Annotated in this window: 17 protein-coding genes; 13 read left to right on the top strand and 4 right to left on the bottom strand. The window is 67.4% G+C overall.

Translation table 11 applies throughout. The annotated features are described in order from the left end of the window. Positions 1-227 precede the first annotated feature (227 nt). The 11 genes from AB6807_RS32355 (at position 228) to AB6807_RS32305 (ending at position 15,716) form a co-directional block, all read left to right on the top strand. The gene (locus AB6807_RS32355; RefSeq protein WP_371087785.1) at positions 228-2,771 is read left to right on the top strand and encodes a type VI secretion system Vgr family protein; all 2,544 of its coding nucleotides are present in this window, start codon (positions 228-230) and stop codon (positions 2,769-2,771) included. After that, positions 2,768-3,823, top strand: a complete 1,056-nt coding sequence (locus AB6807_RS32350) for a DUF4123 domain-containing protein (protein ID WP_371087784.1) — start codon at positions 2,768-2,770, stop codon at positions 3,821-3,823. Before AB6807_RS32355 ends, AB6807_RS32350 begins: the two co-directional genes overlap by 4 nt. A gap of 5 nt (positions 3,824-3,828) precedes the next feature. Continuing rightward, complete coding sequence (locus AB6807_RS32345; RefSeq protein ID WP_371087783.1) at positions 3,829-6,510, top strand: T6SS effector BTH_I2691 family protein; 2,682 nt, start codon at positions 3,829-3,831, stop codon at positions 6,508-6,510. 10 nt (positions 6,511-6,520) lie between these two features. After that, positions 6,521-7,639, top strand: coding sequence for a hypothetical protein (locus AB6807_RS32340; RefSeq protein ID WP_371087782.1), 1,119 nt, complete (start codon positions 6,521-6,523; stop codon positions 7,637-7,639). 28 nt (positions 7,640-7,667) lie between these two features. Continuing rightward, on the top strand, positions 7,668-8,438 hold the full coding sequence (gene icmH, locus AB6807_RS32335) for a type IVB secretion system protein IcmH/DotU (RefSeq protein WP_371087781.1): 771 nt from the start codon (positions 7,668-7,670) through the stop codon (positions 8,436-8,438). Next, on the top strand, positions 8,435-9,118 hold the full coding sequence (locus AB6807_RS32330) for a pentapeptide repeat-containing protein (protein ID WP_371087780.1): 684 nt from the start codon (positions 8,435-8,437) through the stop codon (positions 9,116-9,118). The genes icmH and AB6807_RS32330 overlap by 4 nt, the downstream gene beginning before the upstream one ends. A gap of 171 nt (positions 9,119-9,289) precedes the next feature. Continuing rightward, positions 9,290-10,504, top strand: coding sequence for an acyl-CoA dehydrogenase family protein (locus AB6807_RS32325; RefSeq protein ID WP_371087779.1), 1,215 nt, complete (start codon positions 9,290-9,292; stop codon positions 10,502-10,504). Between the two features lie 10 nt (positions 10,505-10,514). Continuing rightward, positions 10,515-11,654, top strand: coding sequence for an acyl-CoA dehydrogenase family protein (locus AB6807_RS32320; protein ID WP_371087778.1), 1,140 nt, complete (start codon positions 10,515-10,517; stop codon positions 11,652-11,654). A gap of 150 nt (positions 11,655-11,804) precedes the next feature. Further along, complete coding sequence (locus AB6807_RS32315; RefSeq protein WP_371087777.1) at positions 11,805-12,917, top strand: CaiB/BaiF CoA transferase family protein; 1,113 nt, start codon at positions 11,805-11,807, stop codon at positions 12,915-12,917. A gap of 40 nt (positions 12,918-12,957) precedes the next feature. After that, positions 12,958-14,517 carry a long-chain-fatty-acid--CoA ligase gene (locus tag AB6807_RS32310; RefSeq protein WP_371087776.1) on the top strand — a complete coding sequence of 520 codons (1,560 nt, stop codon included), beginning with the start codon at positions 12,958-12,960 and terminating at the stop codon, positions 14,515-14,517. A gap of 50 nt (positions 14,518-14,567) precedes the next feature. Then, positions 14,568-15,716, top strand: a complete 1,149-nt coding sequence (locus AB6807_RS32305) for an acyl-CoA dehydrogenase family protein (RefSeq protein ID WP_371087775.1) — start codon at positions 14,568-14,570, stop codon at positions 15,714-15,716. Between the two features lie 21 nt (positions 15,717-15,737). On the opposite strand, the gene AB6807_RS32300 is transcribed toward AB6807_RS32305, so the two are convergent. The 4 genes from AB6807_RS32300 to AB6807_RS32285 all read right to left on the bottom strand — a co-directional run bounded on the left by AB6807_RS32300 (position 15,738) and on the right by AB6807_RS32285 (position 21,123). After that, positions 15,738-16,115 (bottom strand): hypothetical protein, encoded by a 378-nt coding sequence (locus AB6807_RS32300; protein ID WP_116909662.1) that lies wholly within the window; start codon positions 16,113-16,115, stop codon positions 15,738-15,740. Positions 16,116-16,224: 109 nt separating this feature from the next. Continuing rightward, positions 16,225-17,025: an AP2 domain-containing protein gene (locus tag AB6807_RS32295; protein WP_371087774.1), complete on the bottom strand. Its 801-nt coding sequence runs from the start codon at positions 17,023-17,025 to the stop codon at positions 16,225-16,227. A 236-nt stretch (positions 17,026-17,261) separates the two neighbouring features. Further along, a complete protein-coding gene (locus tag AB6807_RS32290) occupies positions 17,262-18,086 on the bottom strand; it encodes an AP2 domain-containing protein (protein ID WP_116909510.1) in 825 nt (274 codons plus the stop codon). Between the two features lie 268 nt (positions 18,087-18,354). Beyond that, on the bottom strand, positions 18,355-21,123 hold the full coding sequence (locus AB6807_RS32285) for a LuxR C-terminal-related transcriptional regulator (RefSeq protein WP_371087773.1): 2,769 nt from the start codon (positions 21,121-21,123) through the stop codon (positions 18,355-18,357). A 128-nt stretch (positions 21,124-21,251) separates the two neighbouring features. On the opposite strand from AB6807_RS32285, the gene AB6807_RS32280 reads away from it, so the two are divergent. Together AB6807_RS32280 and AB6807_RS32275 are read left to right on the top strand one after the other, a co-directional pair. Next, positions 21,252-22,034, top strand: coding sequence for an SDR family NAD(P)-dependent oxidoreductase (locus tag AB6807_RS32280; RefSeq protein WP_371087772.1), 783 nt, complete (start codon positions 21,252-21,254; stop codon positions 22,032-22,034). Positions 22,035-22,069: 35 nt separating this feature from the next. Further along, positions 22,070-23,248: an acetyl-CoA C-acetyltransferase gene (locus AB6807_RS32275; protein WP_371087771.1), complete on the top strand. Its 1,179-nt coding sequence runs from the start codon at positions 22,070-22,072 to the stop codon at positions 23,246-23,248. The last annotated feature ends 23 nt before the right edge of the window (positions 23,249-23,271 follow it).

Raw genomic sequence — 23,271 nt, 5'->3', positions numbered from 1 at the left:
GCTGGGGGACTTGGGAGCGCTGGGAGAGCCGCGAGACGCGGCGGCTGGACAGCCCGACGCCGCCCAACACGACGCCGCGTGGGGGAGCATCTGCAACGCTCCTCGTGAATTTTTCGCACTCGTCCGGACCGATTCCTGGTCGGCGTGTCGCTTGACCATTGTTTGCAAATGTCCGCACCCCCCGTGCGTGAGACTGCGCCGATTGCCATTCAACAGGTCTATCGCGCGTGCCCCAAACCCTCACTGTCAGCAGCACAGCCATTCCCACGATCCTGGGGCGCCCCGCACTCGAACCGGTGCGTTTGTCTGGCCGGGAGGGCTTGAACGGCCTGTTCGAATACGAGCTCGTTCTCAAGACCCCCGACGCGCTGAACCTCGGTGCGAGCGACGCTGCTGATTTCGACCTCGACGCATTCGTCGGCCAGGAGCTCACCTGCACGATCGAGCTGGACGGTGCCGGGCAGCTCGTGGAAGGTATCCAAGGCCCGGTGCACAGCGGCATCGGCGCAGGCGAGCGACAAATCAGCGGCATCGTCGCCGAAGCCGTCATGGAAGGCGAAGCGGGGCGCCACGTTGTCTACCGTCTCGTCGTGCGGCCCTGGCTGCACCTGGCAACGCTCAATTGCGACTGCAAGGTCTACCAGGACCAGACCGTTGTCGACACGCTCGATCAGTTGCTGGCCAACTACTCTTTTCCCGTGGAAAAGCGGCTGTACGACGCCTATCCGATTCGTGACTACGGCGTGCAGTGGAACGAAAGCGACTTCGAGTTCTTCGAGCGGCTGTGCCAGGAGTACGGCATCAGCTACCACTTCGAGCACAGCGACGGCGCGCACCGGTTGGTACTGTCGGACGCGATGGCGGCCTATCGGGCATGCCCCAGCGCCGCATACGCGAACGTCGAATTCCATACGCCCGGCTACAAGACCGATGCCGAGTACATCCATCGATTCAGCGTTCACAACCAGCTCACCAGCGGCGCGTACGTCACCCGGGACTACGACTACACGCGCAGCAAAGCGCAGTTGATCGGCAAGCACAGCGCGCCGCGTCCCACGAACCAGGCCCAGGGTGAGGTCTACCAGTACCACGCGAGCGTGGGCGGCAGCCATTTCGTGCAGCCCGAGGCGGGAACCACCGGCGCCAACGACCCGTCGACCGAGGCTCGCGCCTTCGCCCGGCTGCGCATGCAACAGCTGCGCACCCACGGTGCCCGCGCACAGGGTGCGGGCCACCTGCGAGGGATGGTGCCGGGTTGCACCTTCCGCCTGCAACGGCATCCGCGTGAGGCTGCGAATGGCGAATACCTGATCCTGCACACCGCCTTCGTCATCGAAAACGCCGGGCAAGACAGCCAGTCGAAGAATGCGGGCCCCGGCCGTTCGCAGAACTGGAAGGTGACCGTGGATTTCATCGCGCATCCGATCAATGAAGAATTGCGCCCCGCGCTCACTCGGCCCAAGCCCAAGACCGGCGGCCCGCAGAACGCGGTGGTGGTCGGCCCCGCCGACCAGAACATCTGGACCGACGAATACGGCCGCATCAAGGTCCAGTTCCCCTGGGATCGGAACGGGCAGCTCAACCAGAACAGCTCCTGCAAGGTGCGTGTGAGCGCGGCGTGGGCCGGCAACCAGCTGGGCGCGATGCATGTCCCGCGCATCGGCCAGGAGGTCGTCATCGAGTTCTTCGGCGGCGACCCCGATCTGCCGATTTGCACGGGTCGTGTGTACAACCAGATGAACCTGCCGCCGTTCAAGCTGCCCGAGCAGGCCGCGCTCTCGGGCTTTCGTTCGCGCGAACTCGTCGGCGGCGGCGGCAACAGCGCCGCGGGGCGCAGCAACCAGCTGGTTCTGGACGACACGGCTGGAAAAATCCAGGCCCAACTCAAGAGCGATCACCAGTGCAGTTCGTTGAGCCTGGGTGCCATCGCCCGTGTCGAAGACAACGCCGGACGCAAGGACTCGCGCGGCCAGGGCTACGAGCTGCGCACCGATGGCCACGGCGTCATGCGCGCAGCGGACGGCATGCTCATCACCACCGAGGCGCGCATGGATGCCGCGGGGCACGCCAAGGACCTGGGCGACGCACTGCCGCGCCTCACGCTGGCCCGCGACCTGATCGAGGGGCAATCGGACGCGGCCCGCACCAGCAAGGCCCAGACCAAGGACGACCAGGCCGCGGTGGCCAAGGCCCTGAAGAAGCAGAACGACGCCATCAAAGGCAGCGGCGGCAATCCGCAGGAAGGCCGGTTTCCGGAGCTGGCGGACCCGCACCTGGTGCTCGCCAGCCCGAGCGGCATCGCCCTTACCTCGGGCGGCGCCACGCACATTGCCAGCGTGGCGCACACACAGATCACCAGCTCCGCGCACACCAGCATCAACAGCGGCGGCAGCCTGATCGCGGTCGCGCTGGAGGCGTTCAAGGTCTATACCATGCAAAGCGGCATGGAAGTGATCGCGGCCCAGGCCGACATCGAGATCAAGGCGCTCCAGAACTCCATCCGGATGCTCGCCAAAGACAAGATCGAACTGACCGCTGACATCATCAACATCACGGCCAAGACCCGGCTGACCATCAACGGCGGCGGCAGCTACGGCGTGTACAGCGCCGGCAGCATCACCAAGGGCACCACCGGCAAGTACACCAACCACGCGGTGGTCCACAGCCATGTGCCTGCGGATTCCAGAGCCCCCGAGAAGGTGAGCGGTGATGGTTGCGGCACCAAGGAAAAGGCGGCCGACAACGGCGGCAACTCGGTACCGCGCCGATGAACGACGACATCGCCGAAGCAGGGAGCGCGGCCAACAGCGAAGAACTGGTCGACGCGTTGATCCGGTCCTGGCGCGCATTGAATGCGCCCACATCCATTGGACTCGACGAACCGGCTCCCCAGCGTCAACGTGCCTATCTGCTCTTCAACCGCTGGCAAGACAACCCGCTGGCGCAAGAGCTGAACCAGCAGTTTGCCCAATGGGCGCGTGATCGCGTCAGCGTGCCCGACAGCTACTTCGAGCATCGAGAAGACGGCGCGCCCTTCTTGCTGGAGTTGCCAGAGGAACTGGCCGTGCCCACTTCCGGCTCCAGGAACGGGGACCTGCTTGCATGGTTGGCGCATTGTGTGAGGTTCGCAGCAGGGCAGATGGAAGAGCGGCTCACGACGCAGGACTTCTGCGGTGTGGTCATCAGCGCCACATCGGAGCGGGCCATCGCACGGCATTGGGTCGGCCTCGGCCATCAGCAGGCGCCTTTCACGGAAGACAGCCTGCTGTTTCGCTATCAGGACCCGCGCGTCATGCAGCGCGTATGGCCCACCCTGAGCCCGGCACAGCAGAGCCGGTGGCTCGGCCCCGTGGGGCAGTGGTGGTCGTTGGCACAGCCATGGGGCCCGTTCAGCGACTTGCACCCACCTGCGCAGTGGTTTTGCGCCAAGGTCCCCGTGCTGTCGCACGGCGCCGTATCAGGCGGTTCTCCGCGCAACCTGTTCGAGCCGGATCAGTGGTTCGTCTCGGGCATCTCGCCGCAGGCCAACCAGATCTGGCGCAGCTACGCCGAGCACCACATTCCGCGCGCGGCCCAGCCTGACCCCGACAGCCTGCTGCAAATGCTGGCCGACGCCGAACGCATGAAGCTCGACGACCTCGACCTTGAAGACTATGTCTGGATCACCTGGATGCATGCACCCAAGGACGGCCCCGCGCGCGCCATCGACTGGCGCCTGCCGCACCTTGCACCGACCTTGAGCTGGATCCAGGACCAACGGCAGGATCAACCCCATGCCCGCTTCTCCAGTCTGTTTGCCAAAGCCACCCAACCTCCACGCTGAACCCGATGGCCCATACAACCCGCTGCCCGCAGTGCTCCCAGACCGGGCTGCCGATTCTCTTCACGCGCTATGCCGCTGCGTACAGCTCGACGACTGCCGGCATGGCTGCACTGGACTCGTTGAAGCTCTCTGCACCGTTGCAGGCGACACCCGGCAACGTGCGCATGCAGACCGCCAAATACAACCTTCGCATGTTGCGCGCGGGCTATTTGTACATTCGGCTGGAGTCGCTGTGCAGGCTGCCCGAATGGCTGGGATTCGTCGTGCATCCGCACGGCTACCTCACCCGGATCGATATCCACCACCCGGAGAAGACCACTGCCGAACCTGCGTGCAGGCCGAACGAATGGGGCGCCAACAGGAGCCTGGTGTGGATCAAGGATGCGGTCAACGTCAGCGGGCTGCAGTTCATGTTCCATCCCGATCCGATAGACCACGCGCACCTCAAGGGCGTGATCGACAAGGACCCGGGCAAATACATGCAGAGCTTCGACGTGGCCAGCTGGTTCAAGGGCGTGAAAGCAGGGCCGGACACCGTCGTACCCGGTGCGGACATGAGCAGCTGGAACGTGGCCGAGTTCAAGGCGCTGAAGGAAGAGACATTGCGCAATGCGCTGGAGCCGCAGTTGTACGGCCTGATGGGCAGCAACGCCATGGAGCGCGGGTGGGGCGACTATGAGAGCAAGCGGTTCGTGGAGACGGACCACTACCTCGTCACAGGTGAACACGCCGAAAAAATCACGGTCGAGGAGATCTCGGCGGTGAAGCAACTCGACTACGCAGGTGCGCATGGCAAGCGGCTGGAAGGCATCGCGGAATTGCTGGCCGGCAATGGCGGCGCCATCGTTGCTTGTGAAGATGCGATCGGCATTGCGCAGGAGCTCGGGCATCTGCAGGCGGAGGCGCAAACCATCTACGCCCACTGGCAGGCATCCAGCGCGAACGGGCATCACAAGGACGTAAGCAACGAATGGGTGTTCCAGGCGGCCATTGGTGCGCGGAGCGTGATGGCACTCGCGCAACAAGGTGCCATCGCGCGAGTTGAGCGGGGCTTCGCGCAATCCGCACGCGTTCATCCACCGTTGCCGCAAGACCCTGCGGAAGCAGCCAAAGAGCGTGCGCGCCGCGCTGCCGCGCGCGCGGCTAACCACCAGCGCGAACTGAACAACGCGCACTCCGCCGTGCAGGCGGCTTGCAAGCAACTGCTTGATCAAGTGGCGACGCGTGACATCCTGCAGGAGCAGACGGCGTGGCAAGGGACGGCAGAAGAACAGGTGGCCGCGCTGGGGGGCGATCAGAGCCACTGGCTGTCCAGTGATGTATTGCTAACGGCCCTGGGCCGCTTCAGCAAGCAGGATGCCAAGATCAACAAGCCCGGGGGCGGCACCGCGTTGAGCCTACATCTTGCCCAATGCATGGCGGGCATGGAAACCCATGACGCAGGGCGCAAGGCATTGCAGTCCATGAAGCCCTGGGAGAACAACCTGTTGTCGCGCCTGATATGTTTCAACAGCGCCACCCTTCAGGCGACCTACAAGGATCTTGAAGCCGTCAAGCCTCCCGCAGCGAGAGCGCCCGAAGCCGAGCCGGAGGCGTCGATGGCCGACGCGTTGGCGACGAATCTCAAATTGTTTGCCGGGCGCCTGGTCTTGGGCGACAAGGCGCTGAGCTTCATCGAACAAGCGAGCAAGGCTGACGCGCCCGCCATGCTGCGCAAGTCGGCCTGGGCCGGCCATGTGTTCTCGCTGCTGTCCGCTCGCGCAATGACCGGTATCAACGGCTTGCCCGCATCGCAACAGGAGGCTCGGATGGTCCAGCACCTGGCCTTGGCCGGCATGAGCACTCTGGGGAGCACTGTGGAAAAAGCAGTGGCACAACTCCAGACCGATGTTGCGGACAACACCAAGCGCATTGCGCTGCGGGCCAAGAAGCTGGAATCCATCGCCAACCCGGTAACGCGCGCCGGCAAGGCGGAGGCACTGGAACGCGCACGCAACGCCGCTCCCGGTACACGCGCCGCGATGCTGGGTGCATTGATGGACCTGGGCAGCGCAGTTATCAAGGGCAGCCAGTTCGGCACCAAGCTCGACAAGCGCAGCGCCTTCGATCTCACTGGCCAGCTGCTGCAAGGTATCGGCAGCCTGTATGACTGGCGTGCCAAGGTGTACGAAGAAACCCTCTTCAAGGGCGTGAGGGGCTATGACGTCTACACCTACCCGGCCCTGGTCGAAGGGCTGGACGGCGTCAACGCGCTTCAACTCAGGAGGCTGCGGCTGGCGGCGTTCAAGTTCATGGGCCCGGCGGCGGCATTTTCTGTGGTGTTGGATGCGATTGATGCCGTGAAATCGAGAGACAGGGGCCAAACATGGCTATCACGAGCCCAGGCTGCATCCGTCATTGGAACCATTTTCACTATCGCAAGCACCGGTGCAGGCGTCATTGCTGTAGGCATGGGGGCCGGTGCAGCGCTGTGGTGCAGCGTGGCCGTTATTTTGGGCCTGCTGGGTGCCGTGCTGGCGGTCGGGAGCGCGATCTTCGTATTGCTCCTGAGCGAGGACAAGTGGCTCACTTGGCTGCGCGACATTCCTCTTAACAAGCAGCGGAAAGGCCGGAAACCAGTACACGAAAACTTGCAAGACACGCTGCAAGAATTGGCCAATGCCAAGAGTGAACTGCGACTCGCTTGAGGAAGTATCCATGTTTATCCGCGAAGAGGGTTATGCCCGCCTGCACAGATCGGCTGCGGCCAAGAGTCGTGCGCACATCAATCTGGATGGGCAAAAACAGTGGCCGACCGATCGCTCAGGTGCAAGTGGAGTCACTATGCCCAACGGCAGCGCCTTTGCGCAGAACGAGGCGTATCTGGAGCTGTGCAATCCGGGATGGAGTTTGCAATGGCGCGCTGGCATTGGGAATCTTTATGTGATCTTGCCGGCGTTGTTTGTCATTTGGTTTTGGTATGGGATGACCATCCATCCGGTTCTATTTGGACGGTTGATTTTCTTTTGGCATCCCTTTTCCGATTTTGATGTCGGCGATCTGATTTTCGGATGGGTTCTAGGTTTTCCTCTGGCCTTAGCTTCCACCCTCCTGATTTACATGTGGCTTTTCAGGATGGGCATGCGCACCTGCTTCTTCACCTTCGCGCGAGGTCGCATTCGCTTCAACCGACTTACGCGCAAGGTCTACGTGCTGCGCCCCGGGTACTGCGGTGGCAACGTGGTTCTCGAGTGGGAGCGACTGGTCGCACTGTTCGACCCGCAAAGCACCAACCGCTGGGACAAGCAGGACGTGGCGATGCTCGCGCTGTACCACTCCCCTTTCGACGCAACCGACCCCACGGCCAAAGGCGAGGACTGCCTGTTCGTAGGCTCCGCCGTCACCGGCCCACAAGGCGCGGCTCACTTGTGGGAATACATCCGCCAGTACATGGAAACAGGCCCGACCATCGACCGCATTCCTCCCGATGCGCCAGCCAACTTCAAGGGCGTCGCGCGCTATCTGCATCCGGACTACACCACCTATTGCGGTCTGCCCAGCAGTCACCAGTACAGGCAGGAGTGCCGACCCGGTTTCATGGAGACCTTCTTTCACATGAGCAGCCAGATGACTTGCAGCTGGCCGCGCTTTCCGAAGGAATGGCAGAGCGACAGCGGCATGGGTGAACCCGACGACAGGCCAGTGCAAACAGGTGCCGTGATGACAGCCTTGGTCTATCGCGCCCAGGGTCGACTGAGCAAGGCCGACGAGGTGGAATTGATGGAGCGCTACGGCACTGCCGAAGCTTTGGCTGAAGCGCGTGCGCGGACGAATTGAGTTTTCACTGCGGACGACAAAGATTGCCATGCCCCTTCGCGAAGATTTCACCCTCGCCGCTCACAACCACTTCGAGCAACTCGCCCAGCGCCTGGTCGCTGCAGCCAATCCCGAGGCTCGGCCCCAGCCTCTGCTCGCAAGCCAGCAACCCCTGGCGCGCTTGTCTCCTCAGCCCGACCGTTTGGTTGCCGTCCGGGCTTCCCGCGTCCTTTTGATCGAAGCGGCCCGGCCGCTGTTGCTGGCCTTGGTCCGCCTGCCTGAACGGCGAGGCGCTGCGCAAGCCGATGCTGTGCACAGCGACCTGGCGGATCAGGTCCCGGCCTTCCAATCCGTGTGTACGGATGCCCTTGTTCGGCAGGAGTACATCACTGGTGCCAGCTATGTGCTTTGCACTGCCCTGGACGAAAAAACAGCGGGCTTGCCACCCTATGTCACTGGTCGTGCAGAAGAGCCGGGCATCCGGGGTCAACGGCAACTTGCAGTGCGATTCCATGGTGACGGGAGAGGCGGCCAGAACGTTTTTCTTTTCATGGCCAGTCTGCTCAAGAATCCACCCGAGCACATCGACTTGCTCGAATTGCTGCTGATCGTCGTCGCACTCGGTTTCGAAGGCATGTACCGCAATGCCAGCAACGGCAAACGCGCGCTCGATGAAATTCGCCATGCCGTCTTCGAGGCCGTGCGTTCTTGCCGGGGCGAGGCAGTGCCCGCGGCGCATTGGAGCCTGATCGAAAACCTGCTGTGGGGACGCGTCAAACCCGGTGAACTTGCCGACGCACAAGAGGAGATGTTTCGATGAGCGCCAACCAGATCATCAAGGACCACGACAAGTGGCGCAAAGGCGCGGGCGGCGCAAAGGCCGGTCTGTCGGGCGAGAGCGATGGCGACAGCTACGCCGGTCTTGATCTCGACCTGATCACCATCGCGTCGAGCCGCTTCGACGGCAGCAGCTTCTCGTCCGTCACCTTCAAGAACGCGAACTGGTCATCGAGCCATTTCGCCGGGGTGCGCTTCACCGGCTGTGACATGGCGAAGCTGAGCATCACCGGCTGCACCTTCACCAACTGCACGTTCAGCCATTGCGACATGCAAGGCTTGACGATGACGAAGTGCAAGCTCGAAGGAAGCAACTACGACAACTGCACCATGAACGACTCGCACATGTCCGATTGCACCGGCGGCGGTGGCGGCGGCATGAGCGACTGCGACATGAGCGGGGCCACCATGTCGGGCTGCACCTTCACCGGTGCAACCCTGGCCGGCGCCGTGTATGCCGGTGCGCAATGGACCGACTGCAAGTTCCTGGGCTGCACCTGGAAGAACCTGGGCTTCGACAACTGCCAGTGGACCGGGCTCGACATCCTCGACTGCCACTGCGACGGCATCAAGGGCAACGGCGTCAAGGGCGAGAAAGTGACTTACCACGGCAGCTTCTTCGAGAACTCGGAATTCCGGGACAGCGCCATCAACGCTGGGTAGGCCGCGAGCCGCCAAGAACACAAGACCCACGCCCAGGCAAAGATCGCGCCCCTTCAAGCCGGGCACCCGCAAACCCTGTCGCACCCGCGACCCCATTCGTCCGATCCGACGATGCCGCCGCGCCCCGGCGGCATCACACTCGCCCGGTGTATTCCTCAGCGAGACAACACCATGGCCTGGGCACTCACGGCGGCGGAGACCGCATTCCGCGACGAGGTTCGCGACTTCCTGGCGCGTGAGCTGACGCCCGAGCTGCGCGCCGCGGGCCGGCGCTGCTCGGGCATCTTCAGCGACCACGAGCACGGCAACCGCTGGCACCGCATCCTTGCCGCGCGCGGCTGGAGCGTGCCCCAATGGCCGGCCGAGCACGGCGGCACCGGCTGGACGCCGATGCAGCACTACCTGTTCGCCAGCGAGCTCGCCGCCGCCGACGCACCCCCGCGCGCGCCCATGGGCCCGGGCATGGTCGCGCCAGTGATCATCGCCTTCGGCACCGAGGCGCAGAAGCGCGCCTGGCTGCCCGGCATCCGCTCGGGGGAGGACTACTGGTGCCAGGGCTACTCGGAGCCGCAGTCGGGCTCCGACCTGGCCTCGCTGCAATGCAGGGCGGTGCGCGACGGCGACAGCTACGTGCTCAACGGCACCAAGATCTGGACCACCCACGCGCAGTACGCCAACAAGATGTTCTGCCTGGTGCGCACCACCTCGGGCGGCAAGCCGCAGCAGGGCATCAGCTTCCTGTGCTTCGACCTGCCGGCGCCGGGCGTCACCATCCGCCCGATCATCAGCATCTCGGGCGACCACGAGCTCAACCAGGTGTTCTTCGACGACGTGCGCGTGCCCGCCGACGGGCTCATCGGCGAAGAGAACCAGGGCTGGACCATCGCCAAGTACCTGCTGCAGCACGAGCGCGGCGGCGCCTGGGCACCGATGCTGCGCGCGCGGCTGCGCAGGTTGCAGGCGGCGGCCGATGCCGCTTTCGCCGCGGCGGCGTCCGACGTGCACGACGCGCACTACGCTCATGAAGCCGATGACATGGCGCTGCGCCTGGCCGATGCCGAATGCGCCATCGACGCCATCGAGGCGACCGAGCTGCAATCGCTGCGCGCCCAGGCCCGCGGCGAGCCGCCGGGCATGCGCCCCTCGATGGGCAAGGTGCTGGGCTCCGAGCTGCGCCAGCGGCTGACCGAGCTGGGCGTGGAAATCGCCGCGCACTACGCCGCCGCCGACCTGCCGCTGGACGACGGGCTGCAGGGCGAGCTGGCGATTCCCGAAGAGGCCGTGTTCTCCATGTCGGCCTACCTGAACGACCGCGCCGCCTCCATCTACGCGGGCTCCAACGAAGTGCAGCGCAACATCATCGCCAGCAGCCTGCTGGCGAACTGAGGTCCCCGCCATGAGCCTCCTCACCGAACAAGACGACACCCTCGCGATGCTGCGCGACAGCCTGGCGCGCTACCTCGACGACCGCCACGGCTTCGAGCAGCGGCTGCATGCGCTGCGCCATGCCGACGACGCACCGCCACCCTTCTGGCAGGGCCTGGCGAGCGAACTCGACCTGCTGGGCGCGGCCTTGCCCGAGGCGCAGGGCGGCCTCGGCGGCGGCATGCCGGCGCACCTGGCGCTGATGGAAACGCTGGGCGGCGCACTGGCGGCCGAGCCCTACCTGACGACGATGATCATCGGCGCGGGCCTGCTGCAGCGCCACCCCGGCGCGCAGGCCGATGCGCTGCTCGCGCAAGTCGTCGCCGGCCGGGCCGTGCTGGCCTTCGCGCACACCGAGCCGCAGAGCCGGCACGACCGCGCCGACGTGCAGGCCGAACTCGTGCGCGAAGGCAAAGGCGAAGGTGAAGGCTTCGTGCTGAGCGGTCGCAAATCGGTCGTGTACGCCGCACCGTGGGCCAGCCACCTGGTCGTGAGCGCGCGCAGCCCTGCCGGCCTGTCGCTGCTCGTGGTGCCGAAGGACACGCCCGGCGTGCGCCTGCGCGCCTACGCCACGCGCGACGGCGGCCGCGCCGCCGACATCGCCTTCGACCACGTACGCCTGCCCGCCGAGGCCCTGCTGGGCGCGGAAGGCGGCGCGCTGCCGCAGATCGAGCAGGCGCACGACGAAGCCACGCTCGCCATTTGCGCCGAGGCCGTCGGTGTCATGCGCCGTCTGATGCGCGACACGCTGGACTACGTGCGCCAGCGCAAGCAGTTCGGCGTGCCGATCTCCAGCTTCCAGGTGCTGCAGCATCGCCTGGCCGACATGCACATGGCGCTGGAGCTGGCCGCCGCGCTCACCGCCAGCGTGGGCGAAGGCATCGATACCGCATCGCCCCGCGAGCGCGCACGCGCCGTGTCGTCGGCCAAGGTGGCGGTCGCCAAGGCCTGCCGGGCGGTGGGGCAGGGCGCGGTGCAACTGCACGGCGGCATGGGCATGACCGAGGAGCTGGCGGTGGGCCACTACGTGCGCCGCGCCACGCTCATCGAGGGGCAGTTCGGCTCTGCGGCGTGGCACCTGCGGCGGGTGGCGCGGCTTCGGGCGGACTGACGAGCGAACGCCTGGGTCGCTGCATTCGTCGCATTCTTCGCATTCTTCGCATTCTTCGCATTCGTCGCTTCCGACGATGCACCCCCGGCGCCCCCGCGCCAAGATGACTCCCCACGGTGGCCGCCCGTTGCGGCGCCCAAGGAGACACACATGCCAGGTCCGTTGCAGGGGTTGCGGGTGATCGAGATGGCGGGCATCGGCCCCGGGCCGTTCTGCGCGATGCTGTTCGCCGACATGGGCGCGGAGGTGGTCCGCATCGAGCGCCCCGGCACGCGCACCGCGCCGCACGACATCCTGGCGCGCGGGCGCAGCACGCTGCAGGTCGACCTGCGCGCCGCCGGCGCCGCGCAGTCGGTGCTCGACGCCGTCGCGCGCGCCGACGTGCTCATCGAAGGCTTTCGCCCCGGCGTCATGGAGCGCCTGGGCCTGGGCCCGGCCGAATGCCACGCGCGCAACCCGCGCCTGGTGTACGGCCGCATGACGGGCTGGGGCCAGCACGGCCCGCTCGCGCACGCGGCGGGCCATGACATCAACTACATCGCCATCAGCGGCGCGCTGCATGCCATCGGCCGCGCGGGCGAGCCGCCGGTGCCGCCGCTGAACTACGTGGGCGACTTCGGCGGCGGCGCCATGCTGCTGGCCTTCGGCATCCTCGCGGCGCTGCACGAGGCGAAGCAGTCGGGCCAGGGGCAGGTGGTCGATGCGGCCATGACCGACGGCGCGGCGCTGCTGTCTTCCATGATGTACGGCTTCAAGTCGGCGGGCCAGTGGAGCAACCAGCGCGGCGAGAACATGCTCGACGGCGGCGCGCACTTCTACGACACCTACGCCTGTGCAGACGGCAAGTACGTGGCCGTGGGCGCCATCGAGCCGCAGTTCTACGCGCTCATGCGCGAGCGCTGCGGCATTGCCGACGACACCGCCTTCGATGCGCAGATGGACGCCGACCGCTGGCCGCTGCTGAAGCTGCGCATGGCCGACGTGTTCCGCACCCGCACGCGCGACGAATGGTGCGTGCTGCTGGAAGGCAGTGACGCCTGCTTCGCGCCCGTGCTCGACTGGGACGAAGCCCCCGAGCACCCGCACAACGTGGCGCGCGGCACCTTCGCCACCGTGGGCGGCGTGGTGCAGCCCGCGCCCGCGCCACGCTTCAGCCGCACCGCGCCCGTGGTGCCGCCGGCCACGGCGCGCGACGACGCGGCGACCGTGCTGCAGCGCTGGGGCGTGGCGGCGCCCGCCGTGGCGCCGCAAGGCGCGGCCTGAGCGCAACACCTCGACAAAAAAAAGACGGAGACCCCACCCCATGTTCCTCACCCAAGCCCTGCACAAGGGCCGCCGCGAAAAGGCCCGCGCCACCGCCATCGTCTGCGGCGACACGCGGCTCGACTACCGCGCCTTCACCGAGCGCGTGGCGCGCCTGGGCGCCGCGCTGAAGCAGCTCGGCATGGCGCGCGGAGACCGGGTCGGCATGTTGAGCCTCAACTCGCACCGCTTCGCCGAGTACTTCTTCGGCACCTGGTGGGGCGGCGGCGTCATCAACCCCGTGAACATCCGCTGGAACCCGAAGGAGGTCGCGTACTCGCTGGACGACTGCGACACCCGCATCCTGCTGGTGGACGACCTGTTCGCGCCCATGGTGCCGGCGCTGCGCGGGTTGTCGAAGTCGCTGCGCACGGTGGTGTATTGCGGCAACGGCCCGGTGCCCGAGGGCATGGCCGGCTACGAGGCCTTGCTGGCCGCCACCGACCCCATCGACGACGCGGAGCACAGTGGCGACGAGCTCGCCGCCATCATGTACACGGGCGGCACCACCGGCCAGCCCAAGGGCGTGATGCTCACGCACGGCAGCCTGTGCATCAACGCGCTGGGCACGGTGGCCGCGCTGCCGCGCGACACGCAGGACGCCGTGGCCATCGTCGCCGCACCCATGTTCCATGTGGCCGGCTGCGGCATCGCTCTGCAGAGCGTGCTGCGGCTGGTGCCCATGCACGTGCTTCCCATGTTCGACGAGCTGGCGGTGCTGCAAACGTTGCAGTCGGCCCGCGTGACCGAGATGTTCCTGGTGCCCACCATGATCAAGCGCGTGGTCGAGCACCCGCGCTTCGCGGAGTTCGACCTGTCGGCGCTGCGGCTGCTGTCCTACGGCGCGGCGCCCATCGACGCGGCGCTGCTCGACCAGGCCATGCGCGCCTTTCCCGGCACCGCTTTCGCGCAGGTGTACGGCATGACGGAGCTGTCGCCCGTGGTCACCGCGCTGCCGCCGCACTGCCATCTGCCCGGCCCCGACCGCGAGCGCCTGCTGCGCTCGGCCGGCACGCCCATCGCCATTGCCGAGGTGCGCATCGTCGACGGCGAGGACAACGAGCTGCCACCCGGCCAGGTCGGCGAGATCGTCGCGCGCGGCCCGATGGTCATGAAGGGCTACTGGAACAAGCCGCAGGAAACCGAGGCCGCGCTGCGCGGCGGCTGGATGCACACCGGCGACGGCGGCCGCATGGACGAGGACGGCTTCGTCTACGTGGTCGACCGCATGAAGGACATGATCGTCAGCGGCGGAGAGAACGTGTACTCGGCCGAGGTCGAGAACGCCATCGCGCAATTGCCGCAGGTGCTGATGTCCGCGGTGATCGGCGTGCCCGACGACACGTGGGGCGAGCGCGTGCATGCGGTGATCGTGCGGCGCGAGGGCATGGCGCTGGAGGCGGAGCAGGTCATTGCGCACTGTCGCGACTTCATCGCCAGCTACAAGTGCCCGCGCAGCGTGGAGTTTCGCGATGCGCTGCCGCTGTCGGCCGCGGGCAAGCTGCAGAAGTTCCAGCTGCGCGAGCCCTTCTGGGCGGGCCGCGAGCGCCGCGTGGGCTGAGCCGCCTTCATCGAATTTCTTTTTCCGAAAATACAAGCAAGGACGACAACATGGCCCTCGATTTCCGCCGCTCCTGGAGCGACGAAGACCTCGATCTGTACCGCGACAACGTGGTGCGCTTCATCGAGACCGAGATGGTTCCCACCGACGAGGCGGCACGCAAGCGCGGCCATGTGGGCCACGAGATCTGGCGCAAGGCCGGCTCGCTCGGCCTGCTGTGCGCCGACATCCCCGAAGAGTTCGGCGGCGGTGGCGGCGACTTTCGCCACGAGGCCGTGTTCTACGAAGAGGCCGCGCGCCGCGGGCTGAACGGCATGAGCACCTCGGTGCATTCCATCGTGGCGCACTACTTTCTCAACCACGGCACCGACGCGCAGAAGCGCCGCTACCTGCCGCTGCTGGCGCGCGGCGACATGGTCGGCGCCATTGCCATGACCGAGCCCGGCGCGGGCTCCGACCTGCAGGGCGTGCGCACCCGCGCCGAGAAGGCCGAAGGGGGCTACCGCATCAACGGCTCCAAGACCTTCATCACCAACGGCTTCCTGGCCGGCGTGGTGCTGGTGGTGTGCAAGACCGACCCGGCGCAGGGCGCCAAGGGCACGTCCATCCTCATCGTGGAGACCGAGGGCTGCCAGGGCTTTCGGGTGGGCCGCGTGCTCGACAAGATCGGCATGAAGGCGCAGGACACCTCCGAGCTGTTCTTCGACGACGTGCGCGTGGGCGAAGACGCGCTGCTCGGCGGCATCGAGGGCCAGGGCTTCTTCCAGCTCATGAGCGACCTGCCCTACGAGCGCACCATCATCGGCCTGAGCGCGGTGGCCACCATGGAAGGCGCCTACGCGGCCACGCTCGACTACGTGCGCGACCGCAAGGCCTTCGGCAAGCCGGTGGCCGACTTCCAGAACACCAAGTTCAAGCTGGCCGAGATCGCCACGCAGATCAAGGTGGGCCGCGCCTTCATCGACCGCTGCGTCGAAGACCTGGTGGCCGGCAAGCTCGACACCGCCACCGCGTCGATGGCCAAGCTGTGGGGCTCGGAAACGCAGGGCCGCGTGCTGGACGAGTGCCTGCAGCTGTTCGGCGGCTACGGCTTCATGAGCGAGTACATGGTGGCGCGCATGTACGCCGACGCGCGGGTGCAGCGCATCTACGGCGGCACCAACGAGATCATGAAAGAGGTGATTTCGCGGGCGCTGTGACCTTGTTGGGGGCGGCGCGTGTCAGGACAGCCGGCGGATCGCCGCGCGCGCAATCTCCCGGTGCGGGTACGAGGGCGACAGGCCGATGAACTGCGTGTACTTCTCGCGCGCGGCCTCGGTGTGGCCCGCGTCTTCCAGCGCCAGTGCCTCGATGGTGAACTGCGTGAACAGCCGGTTGGCCTCGTTCTCGCGCGCCGAGCCGGCGAGCGACTTGGGCTGGAGCTCGGGCGCCTCGACAAAGATCTGGCGCTGCACCTCGATCACCTCGATCAGCGCGCGGCCGATGCGCTGGATGTTGTCGTCCACCGGGTCGAGGTCGACCGTGCGGACTTCCGTCGCGGCCTGGTCGAGCAGGTGGGAGGCCACGCGCAGCAATTGATGAAGGGATTTGTAGGTCATGCAGAAGCTGTCGCCGTAGGGCGGGCGGAGAAATGAAATCTTGCGGACCATGGCGGCTGCCACCGGGCTTCGCTGTTTCGGCAAAGCCGCGGTGGGGGCATGGCCATGGTCAGTGGCCGCGCGAGGCGGTTCGGGGTTTGCGCGGGGTGCGCAGTTCGTGCGCTTCGTGGGAGGTGTGCGAGTTATGCGATTCGGGTTGTTTGCGCGCCTTGCCCGGCTTGCCCGATCCTGAAGCATCGGCCCCGTCGGCTTTGGCCTTCTCGGCCAGCTGCCGCTGCCGCTCGGCAATGGCCATGTCCTTGGCCAGGTCGTGGCCGTGGTCCTTCACCGAAAACGCCTTGCTCACGCTGCCCCGGGCCGTGCTGTACGTGATGGCCAGCCAGTAGCCCGGGTGCCGCGGGTTGGGCGCCTTGAAGTGCACGCCGCTCACGCCGCTGGTGTTGTTGCGCCGGGTGATCTCCGACTTCGATCGCTTGGCCTCGCGCTGGCCCGGCGCATGCGCCGACAGCCCCATGCGGATCGCCTCTTCGGCCGGGTGCGGCCGCGCCAGCCCCGTCATGCGCTCGAGCTGCTGCGCGCGCTCGCGCAGGGCCAGCGTTCGCGCCGCCTTGCCCAGCCCTTCGACCGGAAAGTCGGCGCGCAGGATCTCGTCCTTGCCGATGTAGGTCTTGGCCAGCCAGCCGCGCACCCGGCCGCCGGGCGCCAGGCGGTGGAACACCCCCGGCACGCCGGTGCTGTTGGTGCTGTTCGCGCGGGGCTTCTCGGCCCGTGCGCGCCGGCTGACCGGCGGCTTGCTGCGCACGATGTGGTCGCGCCAGTCTTGCGCCTGCAGCAGGGCTTGCTCTTCGCCGCCGTAGCTGGCCTTGCCGAACTGCTTGTAGTGGCGCTCGCCGTTGCGCACCAGGGACACTTCGAAACCCCACGGCCTCGTGCAGATGCCATACATGGCTGCGGAATTTGGAACACCTTTGGGCATGTTCGACGTGCTGCGTTTGTGTCCGGCGGCGCTGCCGCCGGATGCAATGGGCTCCCCATTTCGCTCGAGGCTCATGGGCACCCGTTTCTCGCAGCCATTTTGGCCCAAGACGCGTGTCGTTCCTGCCGCTGCCACCGTCATTGCCACTGTCGCGCCGTGGCCCGCCACTCTCACTGCGTCTGCCTTGCTCCGGTGGCGGCGGCCGCGCCGTGCAGGCGGTGTTCCTTGTCCTTGCGGAAGGGAATGGTCAGCGCGTCGCCGGTGGCGCGGGTGTACAGCAGCTTCTGCTCGAGCTGGCGCTCGCGCTCCTCGATGGCCAGCTGCTTGGCCTGCTCGGGGCCGTGGTCCTTGATGGAGAAGGCCTTGCTCACGCTGCCCTTGCCGGCCGTGTAGGTAATGGCCAGCCAGTAGCCCGGGTGCCCGACGTTGGGCGCCTTGAAGTGCACGCCGCTCACGCCGCTGGAGTTGGTGCTGCGCTTGATCTCCGACTTGGAGCGCTTGGGCGACAGCTCGGCGTCGTGCGACACCGCGGGCGCGGTGCGGATCATTTCTTCGGCCGGGTGCAGCTTGGCCAGCCCCGCCATGCGTTCGAGCTGGCGCTGGCGCTCCTCGATGGCCAGCGCCTGCGCGGCGTCGCCCACCGTGTTCACCGGAAAGTCGGTGCGCAGTATTTCTTCCTGCCCCAGGTAGGTCTTGGCGACCCAGGCGCGCACCTTGCCGCTGGACGCGACCTGCGCGAACACGCCCGACACGCCCGTGGTGTTGTTGACGCGAAGCTTCTCGGCCCGCGTGCGCCGCGGCACCGGCGGCACGCTGCGCACGACGCCGTCGCGCCAGTCCTGCGCCTGCAGCAGGGCCTGCTCCTCGCTGCCGTAGCTGGCACGGCCGAACTGCTTGAAGTAGCGGTTGCCGTTGCGCACGATGGACACCTCGAACCCCCACGAGCGGGGGTAGATGCCATACATCGCGGCCGGGTTGGGGATTCCTTTGGGCATGCTGGCTTCCGCTCGACGGCGCTCTCTGTTTTTCAGTTGGCTCCCTGCCCGGTTCGTCTGTGCTCGCACCGGGCGCATCGCTCTTCCGGCGCCGTGTGCCCGAGGGCTATCGCGGCTGTTGGAAGTCTCTGATCTCTTGGGGAGATGCTAGGGATTGCGGGGGGTGGGCGGTATCACCGGAATCCGTAGTCATGACAGGTCGGTGGTGTGCTGCACTGCGGCATGGCGCGAGGGATCGCGCGCGAAATTTGTGCTGCGAAGCCGGCGTCTAGCGAATGACCCCGAGCTTGCGCGCGATGGCCACCGCTTGCGTCCTGCTCTTCGCATCCAGCTTCATGTTGATGTTGCGCAGGTGCGTGCGCACCGTGCTGTCCGACACGAACAGCTTCTCGGCCATCGCGCTGTTCGAGTAGCCCTCGGCCAGCAGCTGCAGCACGCGGATTTCCTTGCGCGTGAGCGGCTCCTGCATCGCGTCGCCCGCCGGTGCATCGACCTCGCCGGCCGACGCGGGCATCGGCCCCACGGCCTGCAGCAGGCGCTGCAGGTAGTCCGCCAGTATCGGATCGCTGGTGCCACCTGTGGCGCCACGTGAACCGTCGTGCTGCGCCGCCGCATACCGGTGCACCAGCGTGGCCACCGCGGCCCCCTCGTCCACGATCAGCCGCATGAACCCTTCCTGGCTCGCGGTCTGCAGCACCTCGCCGATCTCGTCGAGCGCCGCGGGCGCATCGCCGATGCGCTGCAGCGCCAGCGCACGCAGCACCTTCAGCGACAGCGCGCGCCGGTTGCGCGCGGAGGCCAGGGCGGCGTGCAGCTCGGCGTCGACCGTGGCCAGCGCGGCGCGCGCGTCGCCGAAGGCGATGTCCCAGCGCGCCCTGGCCAGCGCGAGGTAGTCGAGGTCGTGCGCCGGCAGGCGCTGGCGCCGCTCGCGTTCCCACAGCGCCGGGTCTTCGGCGCGCAGCAGCTCGTCGTGCGACGCGGGGCCGTTGCCCTGCAGCAGCAGCATGCGCGAGCGCTCCAGCTTGGCGCCGGCCACCACGCGCGGCAGCTGGCGATGGTGGCCCAGGTATTCGAGCTCGGTCAGGGCCTGGAAGGCGGCGTCGATGTCGCCCGCGTGGAAGGCCAGGCGCGAGCGCATCGTGTGGCTCAGGATCATGTGGTCGGGCAGCCCCACGTCGCGCGCCAGCGGCAGGTACACGTTGAGCAGGTGCTCGGCCTGCACGAGCTGGTTGGTCTCGTACACCGCGCCCGCGTACAGCACGCCGGCCCAGGCGTTGCCGTGGCTGTGGTTGTACGAGACGCCGTGCGTCGAATCGACTGCCATGCGCAGCCGCGCGGTGGCCTGCCGCAGCCGGCCTTCCTGCAGGTCGAACAGGCCCGCCAGCGACTCGGTGTACATGCGGTTGAAGGCGCTGTTGCCCTGCTCGCGCCGCGCCACCTCGAGCATGCGGCGCGCCTCGTGCGGGTCGCCGCGCACTGCCAGGATGTGGGCCATGGCGTTGAGCAGCACGCTGTCGGCAAAGGCCAGCCCGGTGGGCAGCCGCGCCAGGCTCAGGCGGCCGGCCTCGTAGGCCTCGTCGTGCCGGTCCTGCATGGCCAGCAGCAGCGGCACCAGCGTGTGGGCGCTGGCGCGCACCTCGGCGATGGGGCTGTCGAGGCAGCCCGACGCGTCGAGCTGGCGCATGGCGTCCCACGGCCCGTGCGTGAAGCAGGTGGCCCACAGCGCGATGGGCTGCAGGAACGGGTGCGCGCGCAGCTGGTGCTCCGGAATGGCCGAGAACCAGCGCGCCAGCATGCGCATGCGGCCCTGTTCGAGGAACTGCGCCGCGTAGCTGTCGAGCAGCGTCAGCGCATAGGGATGGTCGCCGCCTTCGATGGCATGGTCGATGGCGGGCACCGGCCGACCGTGCGACTCGTACCAGCCCGAGGCCGCCAGGTGCAACCGCTCGATTTCGCCGGGCTGCTCGCGCGCGAGCTGCGCGCGCAGGAAGTCGGCGAACAGGCTGTGGTAGCGCCAGGCATCGCTGTCGGCATTGCTGGCATTGCCGGAACTGCTGGCACTGTTGGCATCCGTGCCGCCCACGCGCGTGACGAACAGGTTCGACGCCGCCAGCCGCTCCAGGATGGCCGCGCAGTCCACGCGCGGGCACAGCGCCTGGCACACCGACGCATCGAGCTGGCGAAGGATGCTGGTGCGCAGCAGAAACTCGCGAATCTCCGGCGGCTGGTGCGCGAGCACGTCTTCGGCCAGGTAGTCGGCCACGGCGCGGTCGGAGCCCGAGAAGCGTTCGACAAAACCGGTCTCGGTGCCGTGCCGCTCCAGCGCCATCGACGCGAGCCAGATGGCCGCCACCCAGCCCTCGGTCTTGCGGTGCAGCTGCGCGAGCATGTCCAGCGGCAACGCGCCTTCGGCGTGGGGCCGGCGCAGGCTGAAGAAGGCGCTGGTTTCTTCCAGGCTGAAGCGCAGCCGGTCGGTGTCTATTTCCAGTAGCTGGCCGCGCGCGCGCAGGCGCCCCAGGCCCAGGTCCGGCAGGCTGCGCGAGCCGATCACGATCTGCCCGCCACGCGGCAGGTGCTCGACCATCTCGCGCACCAGGCCCAGCACCGCCGGCTCCTGCACGCGCTCGAAGTCGTCGAGGAACAGCGTGAAGGGCGAGTCGTGCGCGGCCAGCGCGGCCACCGCATCGAAGGGGCCGTGGGGACCGTGATGGCCGCGGTGGCCGTCGTCACCCTCCACGCCCAGCCGCTGCACCGCCTCCGCCAGGCAGGCCAGGAAGCGCGACACGTCGTTGTCGGCCAGGTCGAGCGTGAGCCACGCGGTGGCAACGCCCTGCGCCTCCCTGCGCTCGCGCATCTGCGCCATCGCGGTGGTCTTGCCGAACCCGGCCGGCGCGCGCACCAGCACCAGCTTCACGGCCGCGGCGGCCATGCCGTCGCCGATGGCGGTGCGCGGCACCTGCGTGGCAACGAAAGCGGGCGGGTTGAGCTTGGTCTCGAGGATGCGGGGAACGGCGGGGGAGGGTGTGGCTTGCTGCATGCGGGGCGGCTGAAATCCCGTCGTTTCCGACGATGCGGGCGACCGATTCTGCTTCCTAAACTGGCCCCGGACAAATCGCCCCGGACACCTCCCGGACGCCTCCAGGACAACTCAAGGACACCCTCCACATGCAACTCGATTCCAGCATTGCCGCCGTCGTCACCGGCGGTGCCTCCGGCCTGGGCGCCGCCACGGCGCGCCGGCTCGCCAGCCACGGCGTGAAGGTCGCGCTGTTCGACCTGAATTCGGAGCAGGGCGAGGCCCTGGCCAGGGAGCTGGGCGGCGTGTTCTGCAAGGTCGACGTCACGTCCGACGAGCAGGTGGATGCCGCTTTCGCCAAGGCGCGCGCCGCCCACGGGCAGGAGCGCGTGCTGGTCAACTGCGCGGGCACCGGCAACGCGGTGAAGACCGCGAGCCGCGACAAGGCCACGGGCGAGATCAAGCACTTTCCGCTCGCCAACTTCGACCGCATCATCCAGATCAACCTGGTGGGCACCTTTCGCTGCATCGCCAAGTCGGCCGCCGGCATGCTCACGCTCGACATGCTGCAGGACGGCGAGCGCGGCGCCATCGTCAACACCGCGTCCGTCGCCGCGCAGGACGGGCAGATGGGCCAGGCCGCCTACACCGCGTCGAAGGCCGGCATCGTCGGCATGACGCTGCCCATTGCGCGCGACCTCATGGCCGAAGGCATTCGCGTGAACACCATCCTGCCGGGCATCTTCGACACGCCGCTGCTGCAGGGCGCGCCCGACAACGTGAAGGCCGCGCTGGCCGCGTCTGTGCCCTTTCCCAAGCGGCTGGGCAACCCGGCTGAGTACGCGACGCTGGCGGAGCTGATGATCACCAACGGCTACTTCAACGGCGAGAGCGTGCGGCTCGACGGGGCCATTCGCATGGCGCCGCGCTGAGCCGTTTCCTCGAATCCGCATACCAAGGAGAACCCATGCCCGAAGCATTCATCGTCGCCGCCGCGCGCACCGCCGGCGGCCGCCGCAACGGCCGCCTTGCCGGCTGGCACCCGGCCGACCTTGCCGCGCAGGTGCTCGACGCGCTGGTGCAGCGCGCCGACGCCGACCCCGCGCTCATCGAAGACGTCATCATGGGCTGCGTCGGCCAGGCCGGCGAGCAGGCGTCGAACATCGCGCGCAACGCGGTGCTGGCGTCGAGGCTGCCCGAGTCGGTGCCGGCCACTTCGGTCGACCGGCAGTGCGGCTCGTCGCAGCAGGCGCTGCACTTCGCGGCGCAGGCCGTGATGTCGGGCAGCATGGACATCGTGATCGCCGCCGGCGTGGAAAGCATGACGCGCGTGCCCATGGGCACGCCCACCACGCTGGCGCTGAAGAACGGCCTGGGCTTCTACGTGAGCCCGCAGATCGCGCGCCGCTACCCCGACGTGCAGTTCAGCCAGTTCACCGGCGCGGAGATGATCGCGAAGAACTACGGCATCGAGAAAGAAGCCCTCGACCGCTACGCGCTCGAAAGCCACCGGCGCGCCATCGCCGCCACGCAGGCCGGCCTGTTCGAACGCGAGATCGTGCCGGTGCAGGTGCGCATGGCCGACGGCACCGAGCCCGGCGAGCTGCACACCGCCGACGAAGGCATCCGCTACGACGCCACGCTGGAGAGCATCGCGGGCGTGAAGCTCATCGCCGAAGGCGGTCGCTGCACCGCCGCCACGGCCAGCCAGATCTGCGACGGCGCCAGCGGCGTGCTGGTGGTGAACGAGCGCGGCCTGAAGGCGCTGGGCGTGAAGCCGCTCGCGCGCATCCACCACATGAGCGTGATGGGGCACGACCCGGTCATCATGCTGGAGGCGCCGCTGCCCGCCACGCAACGCGCGCTGAAGAAGGCCGGCATGAACATTGCCGACATCGACCTGTACGAAGTGAACGAGGCCTTCGCGCCCGTGCCCATCGCGTGGCTGCAGGCGCTGGACGCCGACCCGGCGCGGCTCAACGTGAACGGCGGCGCCATCGCGCTGGGCCATCCGCTGGGGGCCTCGGGCACCAAGCTGATGACCACGCTGGTCCACGCGCTCGGCCAGCGCGGCAAGCGCTACGGCCTGCAGACCATGTGCGAAGGCGGCGGCATGGCCAACGTGACCATCGTCGAAAGGCTCTGAGGGCCAGCAGGTTCAGGGGCCAG

Origin of the sequence: Variovorax sp. RCC_210, from assembly GCF_041355175.1 — a bacterium.
Taxonomy (GTDB): domain Bacteria; phylum Pseudomonadota; class Gammaproteobacteria; order Burkholderiales; family Burkholderiaceae_C; genus Variovorax.
This window is presented reverse-complemented; position numbering and strand designations above follow the sequence as displayed.

What these genes read in the sequence shown, in the direction of transcription:
- AB6807_RS32350 (WP_371087784.1), top strand. Translation starts at nt 2,768, where the DNA reads ATGAACGACGACATCGCCGAAGCAGGGAGCGCGGCCAACAGCGAAGAA.
- AB6807_RS32330 (WP_371087780.1), top strand. Translation starts at nt 8,435, where the DNA reads ATGAGCGCCAACCAGATCATCAAGGACCACGACAAGTGGCGCAAAGGC.
- AB6807_RS32320 (WP_371087778.1), top strand. Translation starts at nt 10,515, where the DNA reads ATGAGCCTCCTCACCGAACAAGACGACACCCTCGCGATGCTGCGCGAC.
- AB6807_RS32340 (WP_371087782.1), top strand. Translation starts at nt 6,521, where the DNA reads ATGTTTATCCGCGAAGAGGGTTATGCCCGCCTGCACAGATCGGCTGCG.
- AB6807_RS32285 (WP_371087773.1), bottom strand. Translation starts at nt 21,123, where the DNA reads ATGCAGCAAGCCACACCCTCCCCCGCCGTTCCCCGCATCCTCGAGACC.
- icmH (WP_371087781.1), top strand. Translation starts at nt 7,668, where the DNA reads ATGCCCCTTCGCGAAGATTTCACCCTCGCCGCTCACAACCACTTCGAG.
- AB6807_RS32300 (WP_116909662.1), bottom strand. Translation starts at nt 16,115, where the DNA reads ATGACCTACAAATCCCTTCATCAATTGCTGCGCGTGGCCTCCCACCTG.
- AB6807_RS32325 (WP_371087779.1), top strand. Translation starts at nt 9,290, where the DNA reads ATGGCCTGGGCACTCACGGCGGCGGAGACCGCATTCCGCGACGAGGTT.
- AB6807_RS32290 (WP_116909510.1), bottom strand. Translation starts at nt 18,086, where the DNA reads ATGCCCAAAGGAATCCCCAACCCGGCCGCGATGTATGGCATCTACCCC.
- AB6807_RS32345 (WP_371087783.1), top strand. Translation starts at nt 3,829, where the DNA reads ATGGCCCATACAACCCGCTGCCCGCAGTGCTCCCAGACCGGGCTGCCG.
- AB6807_RS32315 (WP_371087777.1), top strand. Translation starts at nt 11,805, where the DNA reads ATGCCAGGTCCGTTGCAGGGGTTGCGGGTGATCGAGATGGCGGGCATC.
- AB6807_RS32280 (WP_371087772.1), top strand. Translation starts at nt 21,252, where the DNA reads ATGCAACTCGATTCCAGCATTGCCGCCGTCGTCACCGGCGGTGCCTCC.
- AB6807_RS32275 (WP_371087771.1), top strand. Translation starts at nt 22,070, where the DNA reads ATGCCCGAAGCATTCATCGTCGCCGCCGCGCGCACCGCCGGCGGCCGC.
- AB6807_RS32310 (WP_371087776.1), top strand. Translation starts at nt 12,958, where the DNA reads ATGTTCCTCACCCAAGCCCTGCACAAGGGCCGCCGCGAAAAGGCCCGC.
- AB6807_RS32305 (WP_371087775.1), top strand. Translation starts at nt 14,568, where the DNA reads ATGGCCCTCGATTTCCGCCGCTCCTGGAGCGACGAAGACCTCGATCTG.